22 protein-coding genes are annotated in these 24,008 nt (G+C 62.6%); 13 read left to right on the top strand and 9 right to left on the bottom strand.

Translation table 11 applies throughout. The features are described 5' to 3' along the window. Positions 1–48: 48 nt before the first annotated feature. The 4 genes from minD to THIVI_RS13145 all read left to right on the top strand — a co-directional run bounded on the left by minD (position 49) and on the right by THIVI_RS13145 (position 5,632). Positions 49–858: a septum site-determining protein MinD gene (gene minD, locus THIVI_RS13160; RefSeq protein WP_014779061.1), complete on the top strand. Its 810-nt coding sequence runs from the start codon at positions 49–51 to the stop codon at positions 856–858. A gap of 3 nt (positions 859–861) precedes the next feature. Next, positions 862–1,131: a cell division topological specificity factor MinE gene (minE, locus tag THIVI_RS13155; RefSeq protein WP_014779060.1), complete on the top strand. Its 270-nt coding sequence runs from the start codon at positions 862–864 to the stop codon at positions 1,129–1,131. 392 nt (positions 1,132–1,523) lie between these two features. Next, the gene (locus THIVI_RS13150) at positions 1,524–4,202 is read left to right on the top strand and encodes a putative bifunctional diguanylate cyclase/phosphodiesterase (RefSeq protein ID WP_014779059.1); all 2,679 of its coding nucleotides are present in this window, start codon (positions 1,524–1,526) and stop codon (positions 4,200–4,202) included. A gap of 218 nt (positions 4,203–4,420) precedes the next feature. Continuing rightward, on the top strand, positions 4,421–5,632 hold the full coding sequence (locus THIVI_RS13145) for an MFS transporter (RefSeq protein ID WP_245537271.1): 1,212 nt from the start codon (positions 4,421–4,423) through the stop codon (positions 5,630–5,632). A gap of 46 nt (positions 5,633–5,678) precedes the next feature. Here THIVI_RS13145 and THIVI_RS13140 read toward each other — a convergent pair whose 3' ends face one another. From THIVI_RS13140 to THIVI_RS13105, 8 genes are all read right to left on the bottom strand, one after another. Further along, a complete protein-coding gene (locus tag THIVI_RS13140) occupies positions 5,679–6,890 on the bottom strand; it encodes a hypothetical protein (protein ID WP_014779057.1) in 1,212 nt (403 codons plus the stop codon). A gap of 14 nt (positions 6,891–6,904) precedes the next feature. Then, positions 6,905–7,675, bottom strand: a complete 771-nt coding sequence (locus THIVI_RS13135) for a UDP-2,3-diacylglucosamine diphosphatase (protein ID WP_014779056.1) — start codon at positions 7,673–7,675, stop codon at positions 6,905–6,907. A gap of 2 nt (positions 7,676–7,677) precedes the next feature. Next, positions 7,678–9,210, bottom strand: a complete 1,533-nt coding sequence (locus tag THIVI_RS13130; protein ID WP_014779055.1) for an FtsW/RodA/SpoVE family cell cycle protein — start codon at positions 9,208–9,210, stop codon at positions 7,678–7,680. A gap of 213 nt (positions 9,211–9,423) precedes the next feature. Continuing rightward, positions 9,424–11,154 (bottom strand): nickel-dependent hydrogenase large subunit, encoded by a 1,731-nt coding sequence (locus THIVI_RS13125; protein ID WP_014779054.1) that lies wholly within the window; start codon positions 11,152–11,154, stop codon positions 9,424–9,426. Further along, positions 11,147–12,427 (bottom strand): (Fe-S)-binding protein, encoded by a 1,281-nt coding sequence (locus THIVI_RS13120; RefSeq protein ID WP_014779053.1) that lies wholly within the window; start codon positions 12,425–12,427, stop codon positions 11,147–11,149. Before THIVI_RS13120 ends, THIVI_RS13125 begins: the two co-directional genes overlap by 8 nt. After that, positions 12,424–13,086 carry a hypothetical protein gene (locus THIVI_RS13115; protein ID WP_014779052.1) on the bottom strand — a complete coding sequence of 221 codons (663 nt, stop codon included), beginning with the start codon at positions 13,084–13,086 and terminating at the stop codon, positions 12,424–12,426. The genes THIVI_RS13120 and THIVI_RS13115 overlap by 4 nt, the downstream gene beginning before the upstream one ends. Then, on the bottom strand, positions 13,083–14,192 hold the full coding sequence (locus THIVI_RS13110) for a hydrogenase small subunit (protein ID WP_014779051.1): 1,110 nt from the start codon (positions 14,190–14,192) through the stop codon (positions 13,083–13,085). Before THIVI_RS13110 ends, THIVI_RS13115 begins: the two co-directional genes overlap by 4 nt. Positions 14,193–14,217: 25 nt before the next feature. After that, positions 14,218–14,649 carry a hydrogenase expression/formation protein gene (locus THIVI_RS13105; RefSeq protein ID WP_014779050.1) on the bottom strand — a complete coding sequence of 144 codons (432 nt, stop codon included), beginning with the start codon at positions 14,647–14,649 and terminating at the stop codon, positions 14,218–14,220. A gap of 277 nt (positions 14,650–14,926) precedes the next feature. On the opposite strand from THIVI_RS13105, the gene THIVI_RS13100 reads away from it, so the two are divergent. Then, positions 14,927–15,382, top strand: a complete 456-nt coding sequence (locus tag THIVI_RS13100; RefSeq protein WP_014779049.1) for a hypothetical protein — start codon at positions 14,927–14,929, stop codon at positions 15,380–15,382. 57 nt (positions 15,383–15,439) lie between these two features. Here the strand turns inward: THIVI_RS13100 and THIVI_RS13095 are convergent, their stop codons facing one another. Then, positions 15,440–15,781 (bottom strand): TusE/DsrC/DsvC family sulfur relay protein, encoded by a 342-nt coding sequence (locus THIVI_RS13095; protein WP_014779048.1) that lies wholly within the window; start codon positions 15,779–15,781, stop codon positions 15,440–15,442. A gap of 477 nt (positions 15,782–16,258) precedes the next feature. Here THIVI_RS13095 and aqpZ point away from each other — a divergent pair, with 477 nt between their 5' ends. The 8 genes from aqpZ to THIVI_RS13055 all read left to right on the top strand — a co-directional run bounded on the left by aqpZ (position 16,259) and on the right by THIVI_RS13055 (position 23,805). Then, entirely contained in the window at positions 16,259–16,984 is a 726-nt protein-coding gene (aqpZ, locus tag THIVI_RS13090) for an aquaporin Z (RefSeq protein WP_245537269.1), read from the top strand. A gap of 486 nt (positions 16,985–17,470) precedes the next feature. Then, positions 17,471–19,351 (top strand): biosynthetic arginine decarboxylase, encoded by a 1,881-nt coding sequence (speA, locus tag THIVI_RS13085; protein ID WP_014779046.1) that lies wholly within the window; start codon positions 17,471–17,473, stop codon positions 19,349–19,351. Between the two features lie 36 nt (positions 19,352–19,387). Beyond that, positions 19,388–19,972: a hypothetical protein gene (locus tag THIVI_RS13080; RefSeq protein ID WP_041446990.1), complete on the top strand. Its 585-nt coding sequence runs from the start codon at positions 19,388–19,390 to the stop codon at positions 19,970–19,972. After that, positions 19,965–20,324, top strand: coding sequence for a hydrogenase maturation nickel metallochaperone HypA/HybF (locus THIVI_RS13075; RefSeq protein WP_014779044.1), 360 nt, complete (start codon positions 19,965–19,967; stop codon positions 20,322–20,324). Before THIVI_RS13080 ends, THIVI_RS13075 begins: the two co-directional genes overlap by 8 nt. Positions 20,325–20,408: 84 nt before the next feature. Then, entirely contained in the window at positions 20,409–21,011 is a 603-nt protein-coding gene (locus THIVI_RS13070; RefSeq protein ID WP_014779043.1) for a class I SAM-dependent methyltransferase, read from the top strand. 11 nt (positions 21,012–21,022) lie between these two features. Further along, positions 21,023–22,255, top strand: a complete 1,233-nt coding sequence (locus THIVI_RS13065) for a glycosyltransferase (protein ID WP_014779042.1) — start codon at positions 21,023–21,025, stop codon at positions 22,253–22,255. 86 nt (positions 22,256–22,341) lie between these two features. After that, positions 22,342–23,190 (top strand): hydrogenase nickel incorporation protein HypB, encoded by an 849-nt coding sequence (gene hypB / locus THIVI_RS13060; RefSeq protein WP_014779041.1) that lies wholly within the window; start codon positions 22,342–22,344, stop codon positions 23,188–23,190. Positions 23,191–23,355: 165 nt separating this feature from the next. Beyond that, positions 23,356–23,805: a hypothetical protein gene (locus THIVI_RS13055; RefSeq protein ID WP_014779040.1), complete on the top strand. Its 450-nt coding sequence runs from the start codon at positions 23,356–23,358 to the stop codon at positions 23,803–23,805. Positions 23,806–24,008 lie beyond the last annotated feature (203 nt).

The following is a 24,008-nucleotide window of genomic DNA, read 5'->3' as shown; positions in this document are numbered from 1 at the left end:
TCTTCAGAACCGGGCAACGGAACAGATCCCTTTAAGGAGGGTGTGACCTTGGCGAGAATTATCGTGATCACCTCGGGCAAGGGCGGGGTCGGCAAGACAACCACCGCCGCCGCTCTGGCGATGGGGCTGGCTCAACGGGGCAAACGAACGGTGGTCATCGACTTCGATGTCGGCCTGCGCAACCTGGATCTGATCATGGGGTGCGAGCGGCGCGTCGTCTATGACTTCGTCAATGTCATCAATCAGGAGGCCAATCTCAACCAGGCATTGATCCGCGACAAACGTTGCGATCATCTCTATGTCCTGCCGGCCTCCCAGACGCGGGATAAGGACGCGCTGACGAAGGAAGGGGTGGGCCGGATCCTGGAGGAGTTGTCCCAGGTCTACGATTTCATCGTCTGCGATTCGCCGGCCGGCATCGAACATGGCGCCACCATGGCCATGTATTTTGCCGATGATGCCGTGGTGGTGACGAACCCGGAGGTTTCCTCGGTGCGCGATTCCGATCGCATGCTGGGCATCCTGTCGAGCAAGTCACGGCGCGCCGAGACCAACGACGACCCCATCCGCGAATTCCTGCTCCTGACCCGCTATGACCCCGCTCGGGTCGAAAGTGGCGAGATGCTGAGTGTCGAGGATGTTCAGGAAATTCTCTCCTTGAATCTGCTCGGTATCATTCCGGAATCCAAGGCGGTGCTGACCGCCTCAAATTCCGGCAGCCCCGTGATTCTGGACCGCGAAAGCGACGCCGGGCAGGCCTATGGCGACATGGTGGCGCGCTATCTTGGGGAGGAGGTGCCGCACCGGTTCCTTCATACGGAGAAGAAAGGCTTCCTGAGCCGCTTATTCAGAGGGTAACCCATGGGCTTGCTCGACTACTTCCGCTCCACTCAGCCGAAAGGCTCCGCGAATGTCGCCAAGGAGCGGCTGCAGATCCTGGTGGCGCATGATCGTGCCGCGCGCAGTCGTCCCTCCTATCTGCCTCAACTGCAACGGGAAATCCTGGCCGTCATTCGAAAATACGTCGATGTCGATATGGATGCCGTCACCGTGAACTATGAGCAGGAAGAGTCGCATGAGGTGTTGGAACTCAATATCATCCTGCCCGATGCGAGCCATCATGAGCTTTGACGAGATGTGACGTTGTTCGCATTCTTTGTATTTTCGCGTTCCCTTCCTGCGACCGAAGCCTAGAATCGACGCATTGATGTTGGACGATTCGAGATCCAAGGTAGCGTTTCCCGGGCTTGGTGGTGTGGATGTCGGCTTGAGTGATGGTGCGAAGCCCTGACTCGATCTCTTCGTTCGGTGTATTCATTCAGATCCAATCCTGTGTTCTGTCTTCCGCCGACTGCTGGCTTGGTCGTTGCTCGTCTCCGTGTCGTATAAAACCGTGTCCAGGACGGCTTGTGTCGCCGCAAGCGATCCGACCGATCCGCTCTGACCCGTGACGGTTGGATCAGACACGCTTTAGCATCTTGCCGGATCGAAATCCGCAACGATTCGAGGAGGGATCCTAGGCCATGCATGCGCGCGATATTCAGTCGGAAAAGGTACTGTTTCTCTATGCCGGATCGCCATTCCTGCTGGCCGTGGGGGGCATGACGGCCGTGATGATGGTCGTCCTGCACTGGAATCTGGTTCCGCGGAATGGTCTTCTGATCTGGCTGGCGACGATGATCCTGGGGCTGCTCGGGCGCGCCGGACTCGTCGTTTTTTTCCGTCGTCTGCCAGAGCAGGATAGGGCGCTGGACGCCCATTGGCTGTGGCGTTTTCGGCTTGGAACCCTGGCGAGCGGTCTGACCTGGGGCGTGGGTGCGGTCTTTCTGTGCCAGTCCGGGGATCCGGTGTACGAAACGTTCGTCGCCTTCGCCATGGCGGGGATCAGCGCGGCCGCGATTACTGCGCTGGCCATCGACCGGGTTGCCACGCTGTTCTTCGTGATTCCACTGCTTGCGCCACTGTCGGCTCGGTTTCTGCTCGATCCGGCGGAACTCGCCTTGACGATGGGCCTGATCGTCCTCTTGTTCCTGCTGGTTCTGGCCGTGATCGCTACCCGTATCCAGGCGTATCTGGAGGAAAACGTGCGACTGCGTCTGCAGGCCGAGTCGCAGCAACGTCAAATCCAGACCAATGAGCTGCGCTGGCGTTTTGCAATCGAAGGGAGCGGTCAGGGGCTGTGGGATTGGGAGATCGAGGATTGGGATCTGGATACCGGTCGGGTATTCTATTCGCCAATGTGGAAAGCGATGCTCGGATACGCCGAGGATGAGATTGCTCCGACCCTTACGGAATGGAAGACGCGAGTACACCCGGAGGATCTGGCGGCGGTGCATGGGGTACTGATGCGCCACCTCGATGGCGAGTCGCCGTTCTACGAATCCGAGCATCGCATGCTCTGCCAGGATGGTGGGTATAAATGGATCCTGGATCGGGGGCAGGTCATCGAACAGACGCCCGAGGGAATGCCGCGACGGATGATCGGCGTACATATCGATGTCACCGAACGCAAGCAGGCCGAAATCGAACTGCGGATTGCCGCCGCCGTCTTCAATGCCCAGGAGGGTATCCTGATCACCGATGCCAATCAGGTGATCCTGCGGGTCAATCAGGCATTTATCGAGACCACCGGTTATGCGAGCGAGGAGGTGATCGGCCAGACCCCGCGCCTGCTCAAGTCCGGGCGTCATGACCGCGACTTTTACGCCGCCATGTGGTCGAGTATCGATGCGACGGGTTCATGGAAAGGCGAAATCTGGAACCGGCGCAAAAACGGTGAAGTCTATCCGGAGTGGCTCGGCATTACCGCCTTGAAAGGCGGCGATGGCCAGGTCACTCATTATGTGGCCACGCTGCACGATATCACCGAGCGCAAGGCCGCCGAGGATGCCATCCAGCACCTCGCTTTCTACGATGCACTGACCGCGCTGCCCAATCGGCGACTCCTCCTTGATCGTCTGGAACACGCCATGATCGTGAGCGAGCGCACACGTCAAGTTGGTGCGCTGCTCTTTCTCGATCTGGATCGTTTCAAGGAACTCAACGATACCTACGGTCATGCCACTGGCGATCTGCTGTTGCAGGATGTTGCGCGGCGTCTGCTGGGAGCCGTGCGCGATGTGGATACCGTGGCGCGGCTGGGCGGCGACGAGTTCGTGGTCATGCTGGAGGATCTCGGCGAAAACACCGACGATGCCAGGAATGTCGCCGCCGAGATTGGCGCGAAAATTCGTGTCGAGCTTGGCGAGCCTTATCAACTGGCCGAGCATCGCCATCTGAGTACGCCCAGCATTGGCGTCATCCTGTTCCAAGGGCGCCTGGCGAGCGTCGACGAACTGCTCAGCCGGGCGGATCTGGCCATGTACCGGGCCAAGCAATCCGGACGCAATCGGCTCTGTTTTTTCGACCTATCCATGCAGGTGTCGGTCGATGCGCGCCGGGCGCTCAAGGACGAACTCCGGATCGGCATCGGGCAGGGCCAATTCGTGCTGCATTTTCAGCCGCGGGTGGACCGTGTCGGTCGTCTGTTCGGTGCCGAGGCCTTGGTGCGCTGGACGCATCCCGAACGTGGGATGCTGTCACCCAGCGAGTTCATCCCGTTAGCCGAGGAGTCCGGCTTGATCCAGGCGCTGGGAGACTGGGTGCTGGAGTCCGCCTGCGCGCAATTGCAGGCATGGTCGCGCCACCCGGATTGGGTGCGACTGACGCTGGCGGTCAATATTAGCGACCGGCAGTTTCGCGACGCCAATTTCGTGGAGCGAATCCTGGCGCTCCTGGAGCGCACTGGCGTCGATCCTAGCCTGCTTGACCTGGAGTTGAATGAAAGCCTGCTGTTGCAGAACCCCAAGGGGATCGTCGCGAGTCTGGACGCCCTGAAAGCGCATGGGGTGCGGTTGACGCTGGATCGTTTTGGCAGCGAACGCTCGTCGCTGGGCGTACTGAAACATCTCCCGCTCGATCGCCTCAAACTCGACCGGTCCCTCGTGCGGGATCTGCCGACCGATCCAAAGGCGGCCGCCATTGCGAAAAGCGTGATTGCGCTTGGCGATGCGCTTGGATTCGAGGTCACCGCCGTGGGCGTGGAGACCGAGGCGGAACGGCGGTTCCTGGAGGCGCACGCCTGTCCGTCGTTCCAGGGATACCTCTTCAGTCAGGCGCTGTCCTCGGAGGAACTGAATTCGTCTTTAGCTGCAAGCGGTTGATCCTGATCGATAAGCAGGGAATGACCGGGCGCGCGGTATCGCATCGCCCAAGCCCTCTGAATCACAAACCGACATGAATATATGCGCGTCAATCGAACTCGACTGCGAAACGCAGAAAATCAACATGACCTACAAGGCGAGAAAACCCGACAATGGCACCAGGAACCGCACGCTTTAAAAGATTGTGAAGAGGGTGATTTGAGCTGCCTAGCATGGTCATGAAGACGTCAACCCCCGACCGCACCGTCTTCCGGGTGCTGGGCGCCATCAGTTTCGCCCATTTCCTCAACGACACCTTGCAGTCGTTGATGGTCGCCATCTACCCCCTGTTCAAGGCCGGATTCCATCTCAGCTTTGCCCAGATTGGCTTGATCACCCTGGCCTTTCAGTTGACCGCCTCGCTGCTGCAACCCTTGGTGGGCCTCTACACCGATCGCCACCCCAAGCCTTTTTCGCTCGCAGTGGGCATGGGGTTCACCCTGCTGGGCTTGCTGGCGCTGTCGCTGGCCTCCAGCTTCCCGATGCTGCTGGTGGCGGCCGCGATGGTGGGGACCGGTTCGGCGGTCTTCCATCCCGAAGCCTCGCGGGTCGCCCGCATGGCCTCGGGTGGGCGGCACGGACTGGCGCAGTCCATCTTCCAGGTCGGCGGCAACACCGGCGCGGCCATCGGTCCGCTGCTTGCGGCCTGGATCGTCCTGCCCCACGGTCAGCGCAGCCTCGCCGTGTTCGCCCTGCTTGCATTGGTTGCCATGATCGTCCTGACGGGCGTTGGCGTTTGGTCTCGACGTCAGCACCGGCAACCGAAGCCGGCGGCGGTGCCCGCCGGGCTCGCACTCCCTAAGGGTCGGGTGAAAGCGACGCTGGCGGTTCTCCTGGCGCTAATGTTCTCCAAATTTTTCTACCTGGCCAGCATCGGCAGCTATCTGATTTTCTATCTGATGCAGCGCTACGCCATCGACGCTCAAGAGGCGCAGTACCACCTGTTCTATTTCCTTTTCGCGGTGGCGGCGGGCACCCTGCTTGGCGGTCCCCTCGGGGATCGCATCGGTCGGCGGGCGGTGATCTGGATTTCGATCCTCGGGGTCGCACCCTTCACCCTGGCGCTGCCCTACGTGGGGCTCGAAGCATCGGCGGTCTTGACGGTCATCATCGGCTTCCTGCTCGCATCGGCCTTTCCGGCCATCGTGGTCTACGCCCAGGAACTTATCCCTGGTCGGATCGGGATGGTCTCCGGGCTCTTTTTCGGATTCGCCTTCGGTCTGGCCGGGATCGGTGCCGCGGTGCTCGGACAGGTGGCGGATCGGTGGGGGATCGACACGGTCTATCAGGTTTGCGCCTTCCTGCCGTTGATCGGATTGTTGGCGGTTCTGCTGCCGGATCTGCGGGAGAGGGACGCCGTGACGCTCGCGCCGGAACCCGCTCAGGCGTGACGTTCAGGGTCGTGTTCGGTTCGCGGTTTGTCTGGTTTCCGTTCGACTACGTTCGCGGCGCGCGCACTGGCGCGACGAACAACATCACAACGAGCCCCAGGAGCGCGGCAAGGCAGAGCGCGCGCGACAGCCGATAAACCAGACGCCAATTGGGATGCGATTTACGGACGATCTGAAACGCATCGACATAGATGGTTTCACAGGCGCCGTTGCCGGTATCGGTGCGGGTGACGCTGCTTCCCCGTTGGAATCCGCCAGCATGAGAGTAGCGGGCCAATTTGCCTTCCAGGTGGATCTGATCGCCGATCTCGGCGGTTTTGATCTTCGCTGCGAGGGTGGCGTCCTGCGCGAGCAGGTGATTGTTCGAGAGTTGGTCCCAGGCAAAGCGTTGGGCCGTCCCGGCGTCATGGGTGGAAATCCAGCAGGTCCAGGTGCTGTTGCGGTACTGCATCTCGCGAAAGACGCCGGAGGCGACGTTATCGCCCCAAACGACGCAGAGGTCGCGGATGTTGATGAAGTCTTTCCAGTCCTTGGCATGGTAGATGTCCCAGAACACATCGCTGTCATGCAGGCTCACCACCACACCGTCGAGCTGATAGTCGAACAGGGGGTCGATGGTATAGCGGATACCCTGAGCGTCGATCTGGAAGGAAGAGGATTCGGTTGGGGTCTGACGCGGGGTTTCCAGTCGCTCGGCATCATAGAAGGAGGGCGTGGGAAATTGGTTCTGTTTCCAATGACTCCAAAGCGCTAGACCCAGGCTGGCCAGAAAGACGAGTTGCAGCAGTTGAGTGACGAGGCGGTAGGGGAAACCATCGCTCCGGGAAAGCGTCGTGACCGGCCGTCTCGCCTGCGGCGCCTGCCGCCGTGCCTGTTCATATTTGGCGAAGACGATCCCGCACGCGATGCAGACCTCGCCGGGCGGCTGTTCCGTATCGCATTTCGGACAGCGCAGATGGACCGGGGCGAGGCCCAACGAATTCGGACGGCTGAAGATCGAGGCGGCGTTGGACAGAGAAGGCGAGGCTGGAGTGTCTTCACGGATCAGACACGCGATGCCGATCCGCTCAAACCGCGCCTGCGTTTGCTCCGCCTGCGCGCGCGACAGCCGCCCCTTGAGCCGCCTGGGTTGCCCGTCCAACCATAACGCGACCTGTGGGGGCGTCAGTTCGAGCCAATCGGACAATGCGGCGAGGGCTTGCGCACGGTCGGCTCCAGGGAGCAAATCGCCGGACAGATGCAAGGAATAGCGTTTCATTGTCAAAAATCATTTTAGCCCGCGATCACCGTCTCCCGGTGCCAGACTCCCGGCGTACTCGTACCGAGCGGAGCACTTGTACTGAGCGAAGCCGAAGTATGCACCAGCACCTCCCCGCGATCCGACCGCCATTCGGCAAGCACCGAGCGGGCAGCCTGCCGTCCGTCGATCCGGATCGCATGCTCGGCGGGCCGATGCGTATGCCCGTGGATGAGCCGGACGGCCCCGTAGCGCCGAAGAATCTCGATGACCGCCTGTTGGTTCACGTCCATGATCCCCTCGGGTTTGACCGCGTTGGCGGCACCGCTTTTGCGACGATAGTCGGCGGCGAGCGCTCGCCGGCTCGCCAGCGATTTCCAGAGAAAAAGTCGCTGCACCAGCGGATTGCGGACCCTGCGTCGAAATTTCAGGTAGGCCAGATCGTCGGTACAGAGCAGATCGCCGTGCATCAGCAGCGTTGGCTCGCCGCCGCAGCGGATCAGGGTCGGATCGGTTAAGCGCTGGCAACCGGTGTCCCGAAAGAAGGCACGGCCGAGGAGAAAATCGCGGTTGCCGTGCATCAGCGCGCACGCGACGCCAGAGGCGGTCAGTGCGCGCAAGGCTGCGCGAACCTGGAGGTTCAGCGGCGCATCGTCGTCGTCCCCGATCCAAGCGTCGAAGAGATCGCCGAGGATGTACAGGCGTTGGGCGCGACGGGCGCGGCCAGCCAGAAAGCGCAGCAGGAGATCGACGGTCGCCGGGCGGTCCGGCGAGAGATGAAGGTCGGAGATGAAGAGCGTTTCCATCCTCAGTCCAGCGGATCCTTGGAGCGCGCCACGGGTTTCTTCCGGCTAGTCCGCCGGGGTGGCGCCGTTCCGGAAGCGCGGGCGTCTGGCCGGGGAGCCGGCGAGCGTCCTTCCCCCGGAGACGGATCGGGATGCAGATCGGGAGCCGCTTCCCGGACCCGACGCCGTGGCGCCTCCGCTCCTGCCCGAGCGCGCTTCGTCGTAACGGTTTGCCGGCGCGCGGATCCTGGGGCCGACTCGGAGATGGCCAGGATCAGGCCCAGACTAATGAAACCCGTCAGCAGACTGCTTCCGCCATGACTGATGAAGGGCAGCGTGATGCCGGTCAGCGGGATGAATTTGGTCACGCCGCCGAGGTTCAGGAAGGTCTGGGTAGCGAGCACGCTGACCAGTCCGACACACACCAGTTTCCCGAAGGACGATCGCGTCTGGTCCGCGATCCCCAGTCCGCGGCTGAAGAAGATCAGGAAGAAGACGATCACCAGCGCGCAGCCGACGAAACCAAGCTCCTCGCCGATCACCGAATAGATGAAGTCCGACTGCGCGATGGGCGTGTATTCCGGGTTGCCCCGACCGAAACCCTCGCCCCAGAGTCCGCCCGAATACATCCCGGACAGCCCCTGCAGGATCTGCCAACTGTTACCGGTCGGGTCGTCGAAAGGCGACCGCCAGGCCGCGATGCGGCTTTGTCCGTGCGAGAAAAACGCGAGGACCAGAGCGCCCAGCCCGGCGGCGCCCAAGGCGCCGAGGACCAGATAACCGATTCGTCCAGTACCGGCGAACAGCATGACGAGCAGGGTCACGCCGAGGATGATGAGCATCCCCAGGTCGCGCTGGAACAGGAGCAGTCCGGCGAGCACCGCCAGAAAGCCCGCGAGCGGCAGCAGATCGCGTAGCGGCGGGCGGGGAAAGCCCTTGCCCCAGTTGCTCAGCGGCTTGGCATGGCGATCGATGAAGCTCGCCAGAAAGAGCACTACGGTTACCTTGAGCAGTTCGGTTGGCGTGATGAGTCCGGCCCCATAGACGGCGCCCCGATAACGCTGTCCGATCAGCAGGAGCACCGCGACCAGGGCCAGCGAGAGTCCGCCCCAGATCCAGAGACCGGCGGCAAGCCGTTCATAGCGCCCGTGCATCAGGGCGACACAGGCGGTCAGCATCAGGAGAACGCCAAGCGGGAACAGCAAAAGCCCCGGCCCCGCGGGATCGGCGGTATCGAAGGCGCCCAGGCGGTATTGGGCCAGTAGGCCGAAGCCCGCAAGAAAGGCGAGGGTGGCGAGCAGGATCTGATCGCCCTGAAACCGGGCCGCCACCAGACTCAGATGCATGACGAGCAGACAGAGGGCGTAGACGAACAGCGGCAGGAGATCCAGCGGGTGGAGCGCACGCCCGGCGGCCAGGCCGGAACCCAGCACCATCAGAAATCCCAGCGTCATGCAGAGCAGACACAGCAGCAGCAGACGCCGCTCCGGCCAGCGGAGATCCCAGGCGTCCAACAGGGTCGAATCAGGGGCGAGAGGCTTCGGTTTCAACGTCATCCGCGGTCCGGGCAGTCATCGCCAAGCATCCCCCGCGACGGCGGGCGGGAAGACGTCGGCGTCATCTTGAGGTGGCGACGAACGTACCCGAAGAGTCGCCGTCTGTCGACGATCAGGGGCCAGCAATCGCCCTGAAGATTCTTTGTACTCTCGATCTGGCGACTCTTGGTTGATCGTACCCTCTCTTGCCAACAATCGCTCCTGTACGGTCAGCTAAGTCACCTTGATGCGCAGTTGTTCGCCGGTCTCCGGATCGCTGAGATGCACCGCGCAGGCGATGCAGGGGTCGAAGGAGTGGATGGTGCGCAGGATCTCGATCGGCTGCTTGACGTCGACCAACTGGTGGTTGTCCTGTAACGCGGCCTCGTAGGCGCCGGCCTGATCGCTCGGGTCGCGCGGCCCGGCGTTCCAGGTCGAGGGTACCACGGCCTGATAGTTGTCGATCTTGCCGTCCTTGATGACGATCCAGTGTCCCAGCGCGCCGCGCGGGGCCTCCATGTAGCCGGCGCCGCGTGCCTCGGCAGGCCAGGTGGAGGGATCCCAGAGGGTGTCGTTGAAGGTCCGGGTGTCGCCGGCCTTGATATTGGCGATCAGCGCGTCATACCAGCCCTGCATGGCGTCGACCATCACCTTGGTCTCCAGCGTGCGCGCGGCGGTGCGGCCCAAGGTCGAGAACAGTGCTTCCACCGGCAGATCGAGCGTCGACAGGGTCATCTCGACCAGTTCATTGGTCTGCGCGTGGCCGTTGGCGTAGAGCAGCAGAACGCGCGCCAGTGGGCCGACCTCGACCGCCTGACCCTTCCAGCGCGGCGCCTTGATCCAGGAATAGCCGTCGTTGATATCCAGTTGGGTATAGGGCGGTTTGACGCCGCCGCGGGCGTCGTATTCCAGCTTGGTCTCGCCGTCGTAGGGATGCAGTCCCCGCGCCTTGCCATCGGCATAGTCGTACCAGGAATGGGCGACGAACTCCTGGATCTGGCTCGCGTCGTGCAGATCGACCTCGTGGATCGTCGACAGATCCCGGTTCAGGATGACACCGCGCGGGAAGAGGAAGGTCGCGGGATCCATGAAGCCGCTGCCGGGCAGATCGCCATAACAGAGGAAATTGCCCAGCCCTTCGCCGCGAGTTCCCCAGTCCTTGTAGAAACCGGCGATCGCCAGGGTGTCCGGGACATAGACCTGATCCACGAAGGTCTGCATGGATTGGATGATGTTCTGGACCTCGGCGAAGCGCTTGGCATTGAGCGCCGAGTCCGACTCCAGGTCGATCGGGCAGGCGACGCCGCCGACGACGAAGTTCGGATGCGGATTCTTGCCGCCGAAGATGGCGTGCAACTTGGCGACGTCGCGCTGCCAGGCGAGCGCCTCCAGATAATGGGCAACCGCCATCAAATTGGCCTCGGGCGGCAGTTTGTAGGCCGGATGGCCCCAATAGCCGTTGGCGAAGATGCCGAGCTGGCCGGATTCGACGAAGGTCTTGATCCGTTTCTGGGTGTCGGCGAAATAGCCGGGCGAGGATTTGGGCCAGGAACTGATGGATTGCGCGAGCGCGGAGGTCGCCTTGGGATCGGCGCTCAGTGCGCTGACCACGTCCACCCAATCCAGCGCATGTAGATGATAGAAGTGCATCACATGATCGTGCACGTACTGGGCGCCGATCATCAGATTGCGGATCAACTGCGCGTTGGCCGGCAGCTCGATCTTGAGCGCGTCCTCGACGGAACGCACCGAGGCCATGCCATGGACCAGGGTGCAGACGCCGCAGATGCGCTGGGCGAAGGCCCAGGCATCGCGCGGGTCGCGACCCTTGAGGATGGTCTCGACCCCGCGCACCGAGGTGCCCGAGCTATAGGCTTGGGCGATGTTGGCGCCGTCCATCTGGGCCTCGATGCGCAGATGGCCCTCGATGCGGGTGATGGGGTCGACGACGAGTCGTTCACTCATGTTCGCGTGCCTCTTTCTCGACCAGATGGTCGGCAATCATTTCGGTCAGACCGACCACCGGTATCTCCATGTTGAATTCTTCCAGGCCCTCTTCGAGCTGGGTGCGACAGGTGGCGCACATGGTCACCATGCGCTCCGGCGCGACCTCCTCGATCTGCGCCTTCTTGCGCCGGAAGGCGGCCAGCTTGAGCGGCTCGGCGCGTTCGTTGGAGCTGACGCCGCCGCCCGCGCCGCAGCACCACTGGAATTTGCCGTGCTCCTTCAGCTCGACGAAGTTGTCGGCGACCAGATTCATGAGATTGCGCTGCTGCTGAATGACGCCGCTCTTGCGTGCCAGGTTGCAGGGATCGTGCATCGACAACCGATCGCTCTCCATGCCCTCGGTCTGGATGCGCCCGGCGGCGCGCAGTTCGTCCAGCACCTCGATGATGTGGAAAACCCGGAAGGGGTAGGGACGCCCGATCAGGTTCGGACCTTCCCAGCGGATCGCGGTGTAGGCGTGTCCGCACTCGGGACTGATGACATTCGCCACCTTGAGCGCGACGGCGGCGGCGACGACCCGCTCGACCAATTGGGCGGCGATGTCCTTGTTGCCGATCTGGATGCCGGCGTTGGTGGCCTCGAAGCACTGCGTCGACAGGGTCCAGGTTACCCCGGCATGGTCGAAGATCTTGGTGATGGCTTCCAGATATTCGGGGAAGTTGATGATCTCCATCGACGACAGCAGGACCAGATAGTCGACGCCGGGCTTGTCGACCGGAACTTCCAGACCCGTGCTGTCCTCGACATGCTTGATCTGGACCGCCAGCGTCTTCCATTGCAGGCCCATGGGGCTGCCGGTTTGAATGGCGCGCACCGAGGCGGCGATCAGTCCTTCCGGCGCATGCCCCGACTGGACCATGCCCTCGCGCGACTTGCGGATCATGTAGGCCAGGTCGTTACCGACCGGACACACCATGGAGCAGCGTCCGCACATGGAGCAGGAGTCGTAGAGCAACTCTTCCCACTCGGCGAGCATCTCGTCGGTCACTTTACGCTGGAGTCCGAGCAGGCCCTTGATCCTGCCCCAAAGCGTGAATTCGTTTTCCCAGACCAGACGCAGCGGTTCGAGTTTCAGGATCGGCGTGTACTTGGGGTCGCCGGTCTCCAGGTAGAACGGGCAGGACTGGGCGCAGATCCCGCAGTGCACGCAGCTTGAAAAGAAGGCCGCGACCGGCGCGTCGATCTCGGCGCGAAAGGCCGCGAGGCCCCGTTCGAGTGTCAGCTCGCTCATGACTGAACCCCTTTGCGGCCGAACGCGGCCCCGTTGTACCAGCGTGCGACGAACGTGGTGAAGATGTGCGTGAGTTTGGTGAAAGGCAGGATAATCAGGAAGATCTCCGCCATCAGGATGTGCATCCCAAGCGCCATCGGGTAGGGGTTGACGAGGCGGTGATAGGCCAGATAGCCGGTCAGCACGACCAGGAAAACGACCGTCCAGACCAGATAATCCTCGATGGTGCTGATGCGCTGTTTTACCGGATGGGTCAAGCGGTGCACCAAAGTCGCGACCAACGCGATCAGGGTGATGGCGGTGACCAGGTCGACGACCGGATTCGGCAGCGCCGGCCAGGCGATGCCGAACAGTCCCTTGATCAGCTCGGCATGGGGCACGAACAGCAGGAGCGCGATCAGGAAGCCGATGTGCCAGACCCAGCCCACGACCACGTTGAAAGAGGCGCGCTGAAAGGTGCCGGGGTCGGCGATGGTGCGGGTGAAGACCGTCCTCAAACCCGGCAGCCATTCGCCGGCACGGGGCTCGGCATAATTGGGTTTGCGTCCGAGCAGCAGGATCTCGGCGAGACGCGCGAACAGACCGATGGCGAAGATCGCCAGCGCGATGTCGAACATCGGCCCCTTGGTCCACAGCAGAAATTCCATCGAGCCGCTCATAGCTTCTCCTCCAACTCCTCGACCGTGACGGGTTGGCGATGCGCGACGACAGTCTTGGTCTCTTTTTTCGCCAGGAGAGTGGCCGCGCCACCGACGACCGCGCCGAGGGCGCCAGCCGCCAGAATGGCACCGGACGTGGCGGTGATCGGGACGGACAAAGGTTCATAGAAGCCGCCGGCATCCCAGAAACTCGGCTCGGAGCAGCCCAGGCAGGGATGGCCGGATTCGATCGGCCAACTGGTGCCCTCATTCCACTTCATCGTGGCGCAGGCGTTATAGGTACTCGGTCCCTTGCAGCCCAACCGATACAGACACCAACCCAACTTAGCGCCCTCGTCGTCGAAGCTCTCGGCGAACAGGCCCCGATCATAGAAGGGGCGGCGATAGCAGCGGTCGTGGATCGACTGGCCGAAGAAGGCCAGTGGTCGGCGATAGGCGTCCAGTTCGGGCAGACGCCCGAAGGTCAGATAATGGGCCAGCACGCCGGTGATCGCCATGGGAATGGGTGGGCAGCCGGAGACATTGATGATCGGCTTGTCCTTGACCAGATCCATCACCGACCTGGCGCCGGTCGGATTGGGATTGGCCTGCGGCAGCCCACCGAAAGCGGCACAGGTGCCGACCGCGATCACGGCGGCGGCATGCTCCACCGTCTCTATCAGGATGTCGTAATTGCTGTGTCCGGCGACGGTCGAGAAGCCAGGATTCGAGTCCGGCCCCGGAATGGAGCCGTCCACGATCACCAGATACTCGCCCTTGTTGGCCGCCATCGCCTGGAAACGGGCCTCCTCGGCGGCCTCGCCGGCGGCGGCCTGGAGCGTATGGTGATAGTCCAACGAGATGATGTTGAGGATCAGATCCTCCAGCGTCGGCGCATGACTGCGGGTCAGCGATTCGGTACAGCCGGTGCATTCCTGGAACGACAGCCAGATCACCGAGGGGCGTCGGGCGGCTTCGAGCGCGGCGGCGATCACCGGCACCATGCTCGGCGGCAGGGCCATCATGGAAGCGGTCGCCGCGCAGAATTTGAGAAAGCCACGGCGCGAAAGGCCATGGTCGCGCAGGCTTTCGCCCAGGGTTTTGTCGGGGGTCTTGCGGACGGGCATGGTCCCTCCTTCAGGGTCAGGACGATCAAGGCGGGTTGCTCTGGCCTTCGTCCATGCGGGCATCGAGCGTGGCGATCGCCTCCGCGAGGTCTTGCGGTTGCGGGCGCAGGATCTCCGGCACGGGAGCGATCTCGAGATGCAGCGTCAGGCGCTGCGAGTCGGCATTCTGGTAGTCCACCAGCCAGACGCCGGGGATCGCGGTTTCCTGGATCAGCGTCAGTCCCATCGCCGAGACGCTGGCCTGAACCTCGCCCGTTCCCAGCCAGGCCCGCAGTCGCTCCAGATCTCCCGGGCCGAACGGCATGGCATTGAGGTCGATGCGGGTTTCCTCGCCGGTCGCGAGCAGGCGTTCGAGGGCGTGGCGGATTTCGTGCAGGATGGGCAGGGTATGACCGTGATCTTGAGGCTTGCCAGCGCAAGACGCCTTCGATCCAAGGGTGACTGAAAACCGATCCACGCTTGACCTACACCGAATCACAGGAATAAGTCAAAGAACTTTAGCCTCTTTGCACCACCGTGAAGTTGACGTGGCGCAGGCTTTGTTTAGTAAGTTAAAAAATTAGCAAGCTCCAATGTCTCTCTAGCTTGCCACCTGTCGAGTTTGAGTTACCCTAATGGTTGAGATCGCTATTGCTGTGAACGTTATCGAGTATCGGGCGAGATAGACAGATAATCCGACGCGGGACATCGAAATCATGTCGTCGCGTGGTTCCGACTTCGAGGATCCCACCTGAATGGCTAAAATCACCAATGACCAGGAACTCCGTGCCGCACTCAATCGGCTGACGGGGGAGCAACAGCGCCTGCTCGGTTCCCGGTTTGCCGAGAATATCCTGCGCCTTAGCCGTGACGAGCGGATCCACCGCGCCATCGCAACGGGTCTACGGGACGATGTCACGCCGGGCGAACTGCAAGACGCCTTCAAGGCCGCGCGCGCCTATACCGTCAAAACCTACACCGATTGCGGCAAGGATACCGACTGGCTGGCTCAGGCCGATCACTTCGTTGCCGCCGCCGCCGCTGCCGCGCTGACCCCGGATGAGCTTATGACGGAGCGACAGAACCGCGCCTGGAAGGCGGCCGTCCAGGCGCGGATGGCGGTCAATTGCGCCATGATGGAAGATGACACGGCATCCGAGTCCGCCGAGGCGCATCGTCAGTACGCCCTCGCCAACGCCTTTCTGGACTAAGCGCGTCGATTGCCGGCGGAACAGCCAGCCACTCGCACCATTGCCGAGAGTTAAGAATCAGCAGGAATGACAGTAATATCTCGGCAGTCCGGCGATGCGGCAGGCTTGTTTGCAGCCTCCATTTGGAAAAAGACCTTCCAGGTGCTTGCGGGTGCAGGGGACATGCGCGGACAGTTCCGTGCCGATCGCCTTGACGATCACTCGCGGCGATGGAGGCATCTCATGAGCGTCGTAGTATTCTCGTAGGAAGTGAATGATTTTCCAGTGGCATTCGGAAAGGACGAGACCTTCGTCTTCCGCCAGTGCCTCGGCAACGCTCATGCTCCAGTCATCGAAATTGGCTAGCAGGCGTTGTTTATTGAACGCCAGATCCCGCCCCGCGATCTGCATGGTAGACATGGTTGGCTCCTCCACCCGAGGGTGGTTTACGATTGCTGGTGGTTTCATCGCCTTCCGGTGGCGGGTTTTCCCTGTTGGAAATTGGTTTCGATTCCGGTTGACGATTGATAATTATCAATCGTCCGCGATCCAAAGCATGCACGAAAATTTTCAGGATGCAACTCGGGAGTTGGCTTCGCGGATCAAGGCGGACTGATCCGAAAGGCACGCCTGCCGAAAATCGTCTACTCGCGAATCAATCCCAACGCCTGCTCGCGCAGCGGCAGGATCCCGCGCGATAGGGGCCGCGACTGCGGAGCCAAACCCATAAGCGCCAACTTAGCAAATGCCGATGACTGCTGTACACTCAACTCCGAGGTGTCGGGCGGTCGCAGCCGTATCGGCCGGCCGATTCACTCGAATACAGGCACAACCAAAGCTTTAAGCACACACTTCGCGCGTCCCGCATTTTTACTGGAGAATGAATCGATGCCATTGATGACTCGTTCCCTCGCCGAACTGATCGGAACCTTCTGGCTTGTCCTTGGAGGCTGCGGCAGCGCCGTTCTCGCCGCGGCATTTCCCGATGTCGGAATCGGCTTGCTTGGCGTCTCCTTTGCGTTCGGCCTCACGGTGCTGACCATGGCCTACGCGATCGGGCATATCTCGGGCTGCCACCTCAATCCCGCGGTCTCGCTGGGCCTGGCGGTTGGGGGACGTTTCAGTTTTGCGGATCTGCCTGTCTATATCATCGCGCAAGTACTCGGCGCCATCGCGGCGGCGGCCCTGATCTATTTCATCGCCAGCGACGTGGGCGCCTTCAACGACCAGATGGCGGCCTTCACGCTCGGCGCGAACAGTCTCGCCGTGAACGGTTACGCCGAATTATCGCCTGGCGGATATGGCATGGGGGCGGCCCTAGCGACTGAAGCGGTCTTGACCGCCATGTTCCTCTTCATCATCCTTGGCGCCACGGATAAGCGCGGCCATGGGGTGTCCGCCGGTCTGGCCATCGGACTGACCCTGACGCTGATCCATCTGATCTCGATTCCGGTCACCAACACCTCGGTGAATCCCGCGCGCAGCACCGGCCCCGCGCTGATCCTGGCCTTCCTGGGCGAGGGCAAGGCGATGGGGCAACTCTGGCTGTTCTGGGTCGCGCCGCTTGCCGGCGCGGCGCTTGGCGGTCTGATCTATCGTTTGTTCGAGCAAAAGGAAGGTTAAAGCGTGTCCAGCATGGCCCGTGCCGGCGCGGGCTCTGGCTCGCCACCGATCGCTTGTGCGTCGCCAGGGCTTCCATTCGCCCTGGAAAACCAGGCCAGGATGACTCGGCGACGCAGACTCCCGTTATCCCGACACCCCGACCTGCAATGCTCCGAGGCTAAGAATTGCCGCCCATGCGTCATGGGCGAAAACGCGCGATCCTCGCGCTGTTTCGCCGCCATCCGACGGTGTACCGAGGCGATTTCCGAGAAAGCCCTACCGAGTTGCGTTGTTTTCGATCCCTTCGATGGGTCTGTCAAAGCGTGGGCGGAAAATCTTCCGTCGCCGAAATTTAATCCGTTCATGGTTCGACAAGCTCACCACGAACGGATTAAATTTGGCATGGAGTTTCCTGCAAATCAACCATCCGTCCGACCACCGACCACCGACCACCGACCACCGACCACTTCTCGCGACCTGCGATTGACGACCCACGGAGAAAACCCCATGGACCAAGCGGTCCAACGCTGCAAAAACATCTATGCCATCGACCGTTGGGGCGAGGGGTATTTCGGCATCAATGCCGCCGGCCATCTGTGCGTCCGCCCCGATCCGCAAGGCTCGACCGAGATTGACCTTTCGGCGCTGGCCGGTCAGATCGCGTCGGAGGGGCTATCGCTACCGATTCTCGTGCGCTTCAGCGACATCCTGCGCCATCGCGTGCAGGCGCTCCAGCGGGCGTTCGTCGACGCCAGCGCGGCCTGCGGTTATAGCGGACGCTATCAGCCGGTCTATCCAATCAAGGTCAACCAGCAGGCGGGCGTGGTGCGCGAGATCCTGCACTCGGGTCACGCGGGACTGGAGGCCGGCAGCAAGCCCGAGCTGATGGCGGTGCTGGCGCTCTCGCCGCCAGGTGGACTGGTGGTCTGCAACGGCTATAAGGATCGCGAATATATCCGCCTCGCCCTGATCGGGCGGCGGCTCGGGCTGCGGGTCTACATCGTCATCGAGAAGCCTTCCGAGGTGCCGCTGATTCTGGAAGAGGCCGCGCGGCTCGATGTCGAACCGCTGCTGGGGGTGCGGATCCGGCTCGCGGCGGCGGCGGTCGGCAACTGGCAGAGCAGCGGCGGGGAAAAAGCTAAGTTCGGTCTGACGGCCAATCAGATCCTGGAACTGGTGCGCACGCTGGAGCACGCCGGTCGGCTGAACTGGCTTCAGCTCATGCACGCCCATCTAGGCTCGCAAATCCCGAGTCTCCAGGACATCCGCGCCGGCGTCGCCGAACTGGTCCGGTTCTATGCCGAGTTGCACCGTCTGGGCGCGCCCATCCGCGTGATCGACGTGGGCGGCGGGCTCGGGGTGGATTACGAGGGTACCCGTACCCGCCACTATTGTTCGGTGAACTACGGGTTCGATGGCTACGCGAGCGCCATCGTCAACACCATCGCCGCCGAATGCCGGCGCTGCGAACTGCCCGAGCCTGATCTGTTCAGCGAATCGGGGCGGGCGATGACGGCTCATCATGCGGTGCTGATCGCCAACGTCATCGATCGCGAAGAGGCAGGCGGGCGGGACGTCACGCCGCAAGATGCGGAAGGCGACCCGACCCTGGACGCTCTGGTCCGGCAACTGCAATCCGCGACCGGATCATCGCCCGAGGAGGTCTATGCCGAGGCGCGCGAACTGCTCGCGACCGCCCGCGAACGTTTCGCTCAGGACCAGCTCGATCTGACGGGCCGTGCGCGGGCGGAGGAGCTGTTCTTCGCCATCTGTCGGGCGCTGGCCGGGCGGTTGGATCCCGGCATCCGTCGTCATCGCGAACTGGCCGACGAGTTGAACGCCTTGCTGGCGGACAAGCTCTTCTGCAATTTTTCGCTCTTTCAGTCGCTGCCGGACATTTGGGCACTCGATCAGATCTTCCCGATCGTCCCGATCCAGCGACTCGACGAGATCCCCGAGGCGCGCGCGGTCGTGCATGATCTGACCTGCGACTCCGACGGCTGCATCGACCAGTACGTCGACGAGGGCGGGGTGGAGGCGAGCCTTCCGGTCCACGCCGGCGCGGGTCTGGACGGGCCTTATCTGCTCGGCTTTTTCATGGTCGGCGCCTATCAGGAAATCCTCGGCGACATCCACAACCTGTTCGGCGACACCGATGCCGTCAACGTGGAACTGGACGCCAGCGCCCCCGGCGGCTACCGTTTGCGGGAACCCGAACGCGGCGACTCGACCGACGAACTCCTGAGCTATGTCCATTTCGAGCCCCGCGCCCTGCTCGCGCACTATCGGCGCAAGCTCGACGCGGCAGGACTGGATCGACCGACCCGCGAGCAGCTTTTTGTCGAGCTGAAGGCGGGGTTGTATGGGTATACCTATCTGGAAGGCTGAAAAGGCAGGAGCTTTGCGATGTGTGTAGCGATCCCGATGGGAAAACGCGACGGCCAGCACGGGACGCGCTTCGGTCGCTTTCTGCGCGCGCGTCCGTCCCGGATCACCTTCCTGGCGGCGCTTGGGGTGTTGTCGGCCGGTCTGCTGTTCCTGGCGAGACAGCCGGAGGCCTGGCCGTTCGGCATCGTTCTGCTGTTCAATGCCGCCGCGCTGCCGATGTTCGGTGTCCTGCTGGAGCGGCTCCCGACCCGTTGTCGTGGCTCCGAGATCGGTTATCCGCGTTATGGGATGATCGGTCTGACGGCGCTTCTGGCCGCCCTGGCGTTCCTGACGGGAGATCCTGGCGCGGTCCTGGGCACGCTGCTCTTGGCCTTGACCTGGCAATTGGCGGCGCGTCCTTTGAACTGGCAGCTCGCCTGGTGTCGCGAGCCGCCGCCATCCGGTCTGCGCCACCTCCCGCGAATCCTGACCGCCGGCGCCCTTCTCCTACTCCTCCTCGCCGCTTCGACGCTCGCCGAGACGCCGCTCCTGCCGGCCCTGTCCGTCCTGCTGTTTGGCGTCCCGGTCGCACTCCTGGCCGCCCTACTCCTACGCTACCGCGCGGACTTTGCCGATGCATGAACTCTCGCTCTGCCAGTCGCTGCTCGATCAGGTCGAACAGATTGCCCGCGAGCATGGTGCAACCCGCGTCGATCGCATCCTGCTCAAGATCGGTCCCTTGTCCGGGGTCGAGGGGGCGTTACTCCAGCATGCCTATCCGCTGGCCGCGGCGGGCACCATCGCCGCACAGGCGGAACTCGTCATCGAGCCCTCCCAAATCCGCGTCCGCTGCCGCCAGTGCGAGGCCGAAACTGACGCCACGCCGAACCGGCTCCTCTGCGGCGCATGCGGCAGTTTCGAGACCCGACTGATCAGTGGGGATGAATTGCTGCTGGCCAATCTGGAGCTGACCATCCCCGATTCGGATGACTGATCCAGAGGAGACTTTCGAGCAGACTCCACCCTAGGTGGCACGACAAGTCGAACATCGTCAGCAACTCCGGACACGGTATCGCCCATGAAAACCTTTCTCCACGTCGGCTGCGGTCCCAAGCGGAAAGACCAGACCACGCGCGGCTTCAACAATGACGATTGGCTTGAACAGCGATTGGATATCGACGAACGGGTGTCGCCGGACATCGTCGGCACCATGACCGATCTCTCCGCGGTCGTCGATGCCTCGGTGGATGCGGTTTTCTCGTCGCATAACATCGAGCATCTCTATCCGCACGAGGTGCCGAGCGCGCTGTCCGAGTTCCGACGGGTGCTGAAGCAAGACGGCTTCGTCGTCATCACCTGCCCTGATCTGCAATCGGTCTGTGCCCTGATCGCGAACGACAAACTCACGGACGCCGCCTATGTGAGTCCGGCCGGCCCGATCGCGCCGCTCGATATCCTCTACGGTCATCGCCCCTCGCTGGCCCAGGGGAATTTGTATATGGCCCACCGTTGCGGCTTCACTCAGAAGGTGCTGACCGGCACGCTGCAAGCCGCCGGTTTTGTCTCGGTGGCCGCCATGCGGCGGGGCCATCCGGCCTATGATTTGTGGTCCGTGGCGACGTTGCGACCGATGGCCGAGGATGAACTGCGCGGCTTGGCGCTCGGGCATTTTCCGCAGTGACCGGGGACCGCATGAACCTCCTTTTCATCCATCAGAATTTCCCCGGCCAGTTCAAATTTCTTGCACCGGCGCTGGCGAGTCGCGGGCATCGCGTGGTCGCTATGACCATGCAAACGGTCGATGCCACTGTCTGGCAGGGGGTGACGCTGGTGCCCTATGCGGCCAACCGGGGTACCACGCCAAACGTCCACCCCTGGGTGAGCGATTTCGAGACCAAGACCATCCGGGGCGAGGCGTGCTTTCGGGCGGCGCTGCAATTGCGCGAGCAGGGCTTTACCCCCGATGCGATCGTTGCCCATCCGGGCTGGGGCGAGAGTCTGTTTCTGAAAGAGATCTGGCCACGGGCGAGGCTGGGGATCTACTGCGAGTTTTATTATCGCCCGGAAGGCGCCGATGTCGGCTTCGATCCCGAGTTTCCGCCTCGGGACGTGGGCGATGTCTGCCGGCTGCGGCTGAAGAACCTCAACAATCTGCTGCATTTCGAGGTGGCGGATGCCGGTCTGTCGCCGACGCACTGGCAGGCCAGCACCTTTCCGACACCCTTCCGCGACCGGATCGCGGTTGTGCATGACGGCATCGATACCGGGACGGTGGCGCCCAACCCGCAGGTCAGCCTGACCCTGAACGGCTCGCTGGTCTTGACGAGGGCTGACGAGGTCATCACCTTCGTCAACCGCAATCTGGAACCCTATCGGGGCTATCACATCTTCATGCGCGCGCTGCCGGAGATTCTGCGGCGTCGCCCCTTGGCGCGGGTGCTGATCGTCGGCGGCGACGCGGTGAGTTATGGCGCGCGACCCGAGGGCGGGGGCACCTGGAAAGACCGCTTCGTCCAAGAGGTCCGGCCGCGCATCCGCGACGACGATTGGGCGCGGGTTCATTTTCTCGGCCATGTGCCCTACCAACATTTCATTCCGCTGCTGCAACTCTCCCGGGTGCATGTTTATCTCACCTATCCGTTCGTGCTGAGCTGGAGTCTGCTGGAAGCCATGAGCGCGGGTTGCGCCATCGTCGCCAGCGACACCCAGCCCCTACGCGAGGCAATCGCGCATGACGAGACCGGTCGGCTGGTGGATTTTTTCGACGTATCGGGGCTGGCCGCTGCGGTGTGCGCGCTGCTGGACGATCCGCCCGCCCGTGTCCGGCTGGGAGAGAATGCCCGAAGGTTTGCCCAGCGTCACTACGATCTGAAGAGGGTTTGCCTGCCGGGGCAACTGGAATGGGTCGAGATGCTGATGGCTTGAGTACGGCGTTGAGGATGGTCGAATTCGCGCACCGGATGCGCGATCCGGGATACCATACACTGATAATTTCGCTGGGAGATTCCATCATGTGCAATACCTGCGGCTGCAACGTCACACCGGGAAACGAACATCTCGTGCGCGCCGACGGGAAGCACGCGCTCACCGAGGATGGCCGCGCGGCCGTCACCGTTCTCCAGGGTCTGCTGTCCGAGAACGATCATCAGGCCGCCCATAATCGGGAACACTTCGACCATCATGGGGTGCTGGCGCTCAATCTCATGTCCTCGCCCGGCGCGGGCAAGACCAGCCTGCTGGAGGCGACCATCGAGGCGCTCGGCGGCGAGTTTCGCATCGCCGTGATCGAGGGCGATCTGGAGACCGAGAACGACGCCGAACGCATCCGCGCCAAGGGCGTGCCGGCGATTCAGATCGCGACCGGCAGCGCCTGTCATCTGGACGCCCATCTGGTGCATACGGCGCTGCATCACCTGGATCTCGACGGCATCGACCTGCTGTTCATCGAGAACGTTGGCAATCTGGTTTGCCCCGCCAGTTTCGACCTGGGCCAGCATCGCAATATCGCCCTGCTGTCGGTGCCCGAGGGCGACGACAAGCCCGCCAAGTATCCGGTGATGTTTCGCACCGCCGATCTGGTGCTCTGCACCAAGGCCGATCTGCTATCGGTACTCCCCGAGTTCCAGCCCGAGCGGGCCGAGGGTTATCTGCGCCAATTGGCCAGCGCGGCACCGTTCGAGATCGTCTCCACCCGTCCCGGCGGCAACCTGGAGCCCTGGCTGCAATGGCTGCGCGACGAGCGGCAGGCCCAGCGCGCCCGGCTGACGCTGGATCACGCCGCTGGCGCCCAGGGCGGCGGGCATCATCACCATGACCATCATCAGGGTCATCAGCACGCGCACGATCACCAGCACGGCTGATCGCTGCACATCGCGCAACCCGGTTGCGCGCGATCCGCCAGGCCAGGCCAGGCAATGAAGAAAAGCAAGAGTCTTGAGATTTGAAGGTCGCGCCATCAAACCAGGAGCGCATCTGGGTGATCGTCCGACCGAACGAGAATAAAAAACCAACATTTGGAGGAAATCATGGCCGTGTCTACCAAGCCCCACCAAACCCTTTCCGTCCTGTCCTTGAGCGCCTTGCTCGCCTTGACGGCCCATGCGCCGGTGAGCCAGGCATTCGACTTCGGCAATATGATGAATCCCAGTCGCTGGATGAACGGCGATGACCGCGACGACGAGCCTTACGCGGATGGTCCCTATCCCTATGGCCCGCCTGGCGGCTATGGCTATGGACCGGGTGTCTATGGCGCCCCTTACGGCGCTCCGGGTTATTACGGCGGCGCTCCCGCCGTAGCGCCCGTGGCGCCCGCCGCCCCGATGGCGGGCAACGCCGATCAAGCCGAGATCGAGACGCTCAAGCGGCGCATCGAGGAACTGGAAGCGCGGCAGCCGCCCGGCCCGCCGCCGACCCAACAGACTCCAGCGACCGACTGGCCATCGGCGCCCGCCTTTCGCCCGATGAATCAGTATTAGGCTGCGTTTGCTCCGACGCTCTTGGTTTCACCGCCCGCCGGATCGTGCTCAACGGCACGATCCGCCGGACGCTGTTTAGAAACCGTCCAGCAATGATTGCCCGAATCGCTGAAACCGACAGCCAAGTCGCCCGCAAGCGGGCTCCTTCGGGGCGCGTAGGAGCCCGCTTGCGGGCGACGCCGATTCAGGGGGAAATTGTTGAT

This window comes from Thiocystis violascens DSM 198 (assembly GCF_000227745.2).
GTDB classification, from domain to species: Bacteria; Pseudomonadota; Gammaproteobacteria; order Chromatiales; family Chromatiaceae; genus Chromatium; species Chromatium violascens.
This window is presented reverse-complemented; position numbering and strand designations above follow the sequence as displayed.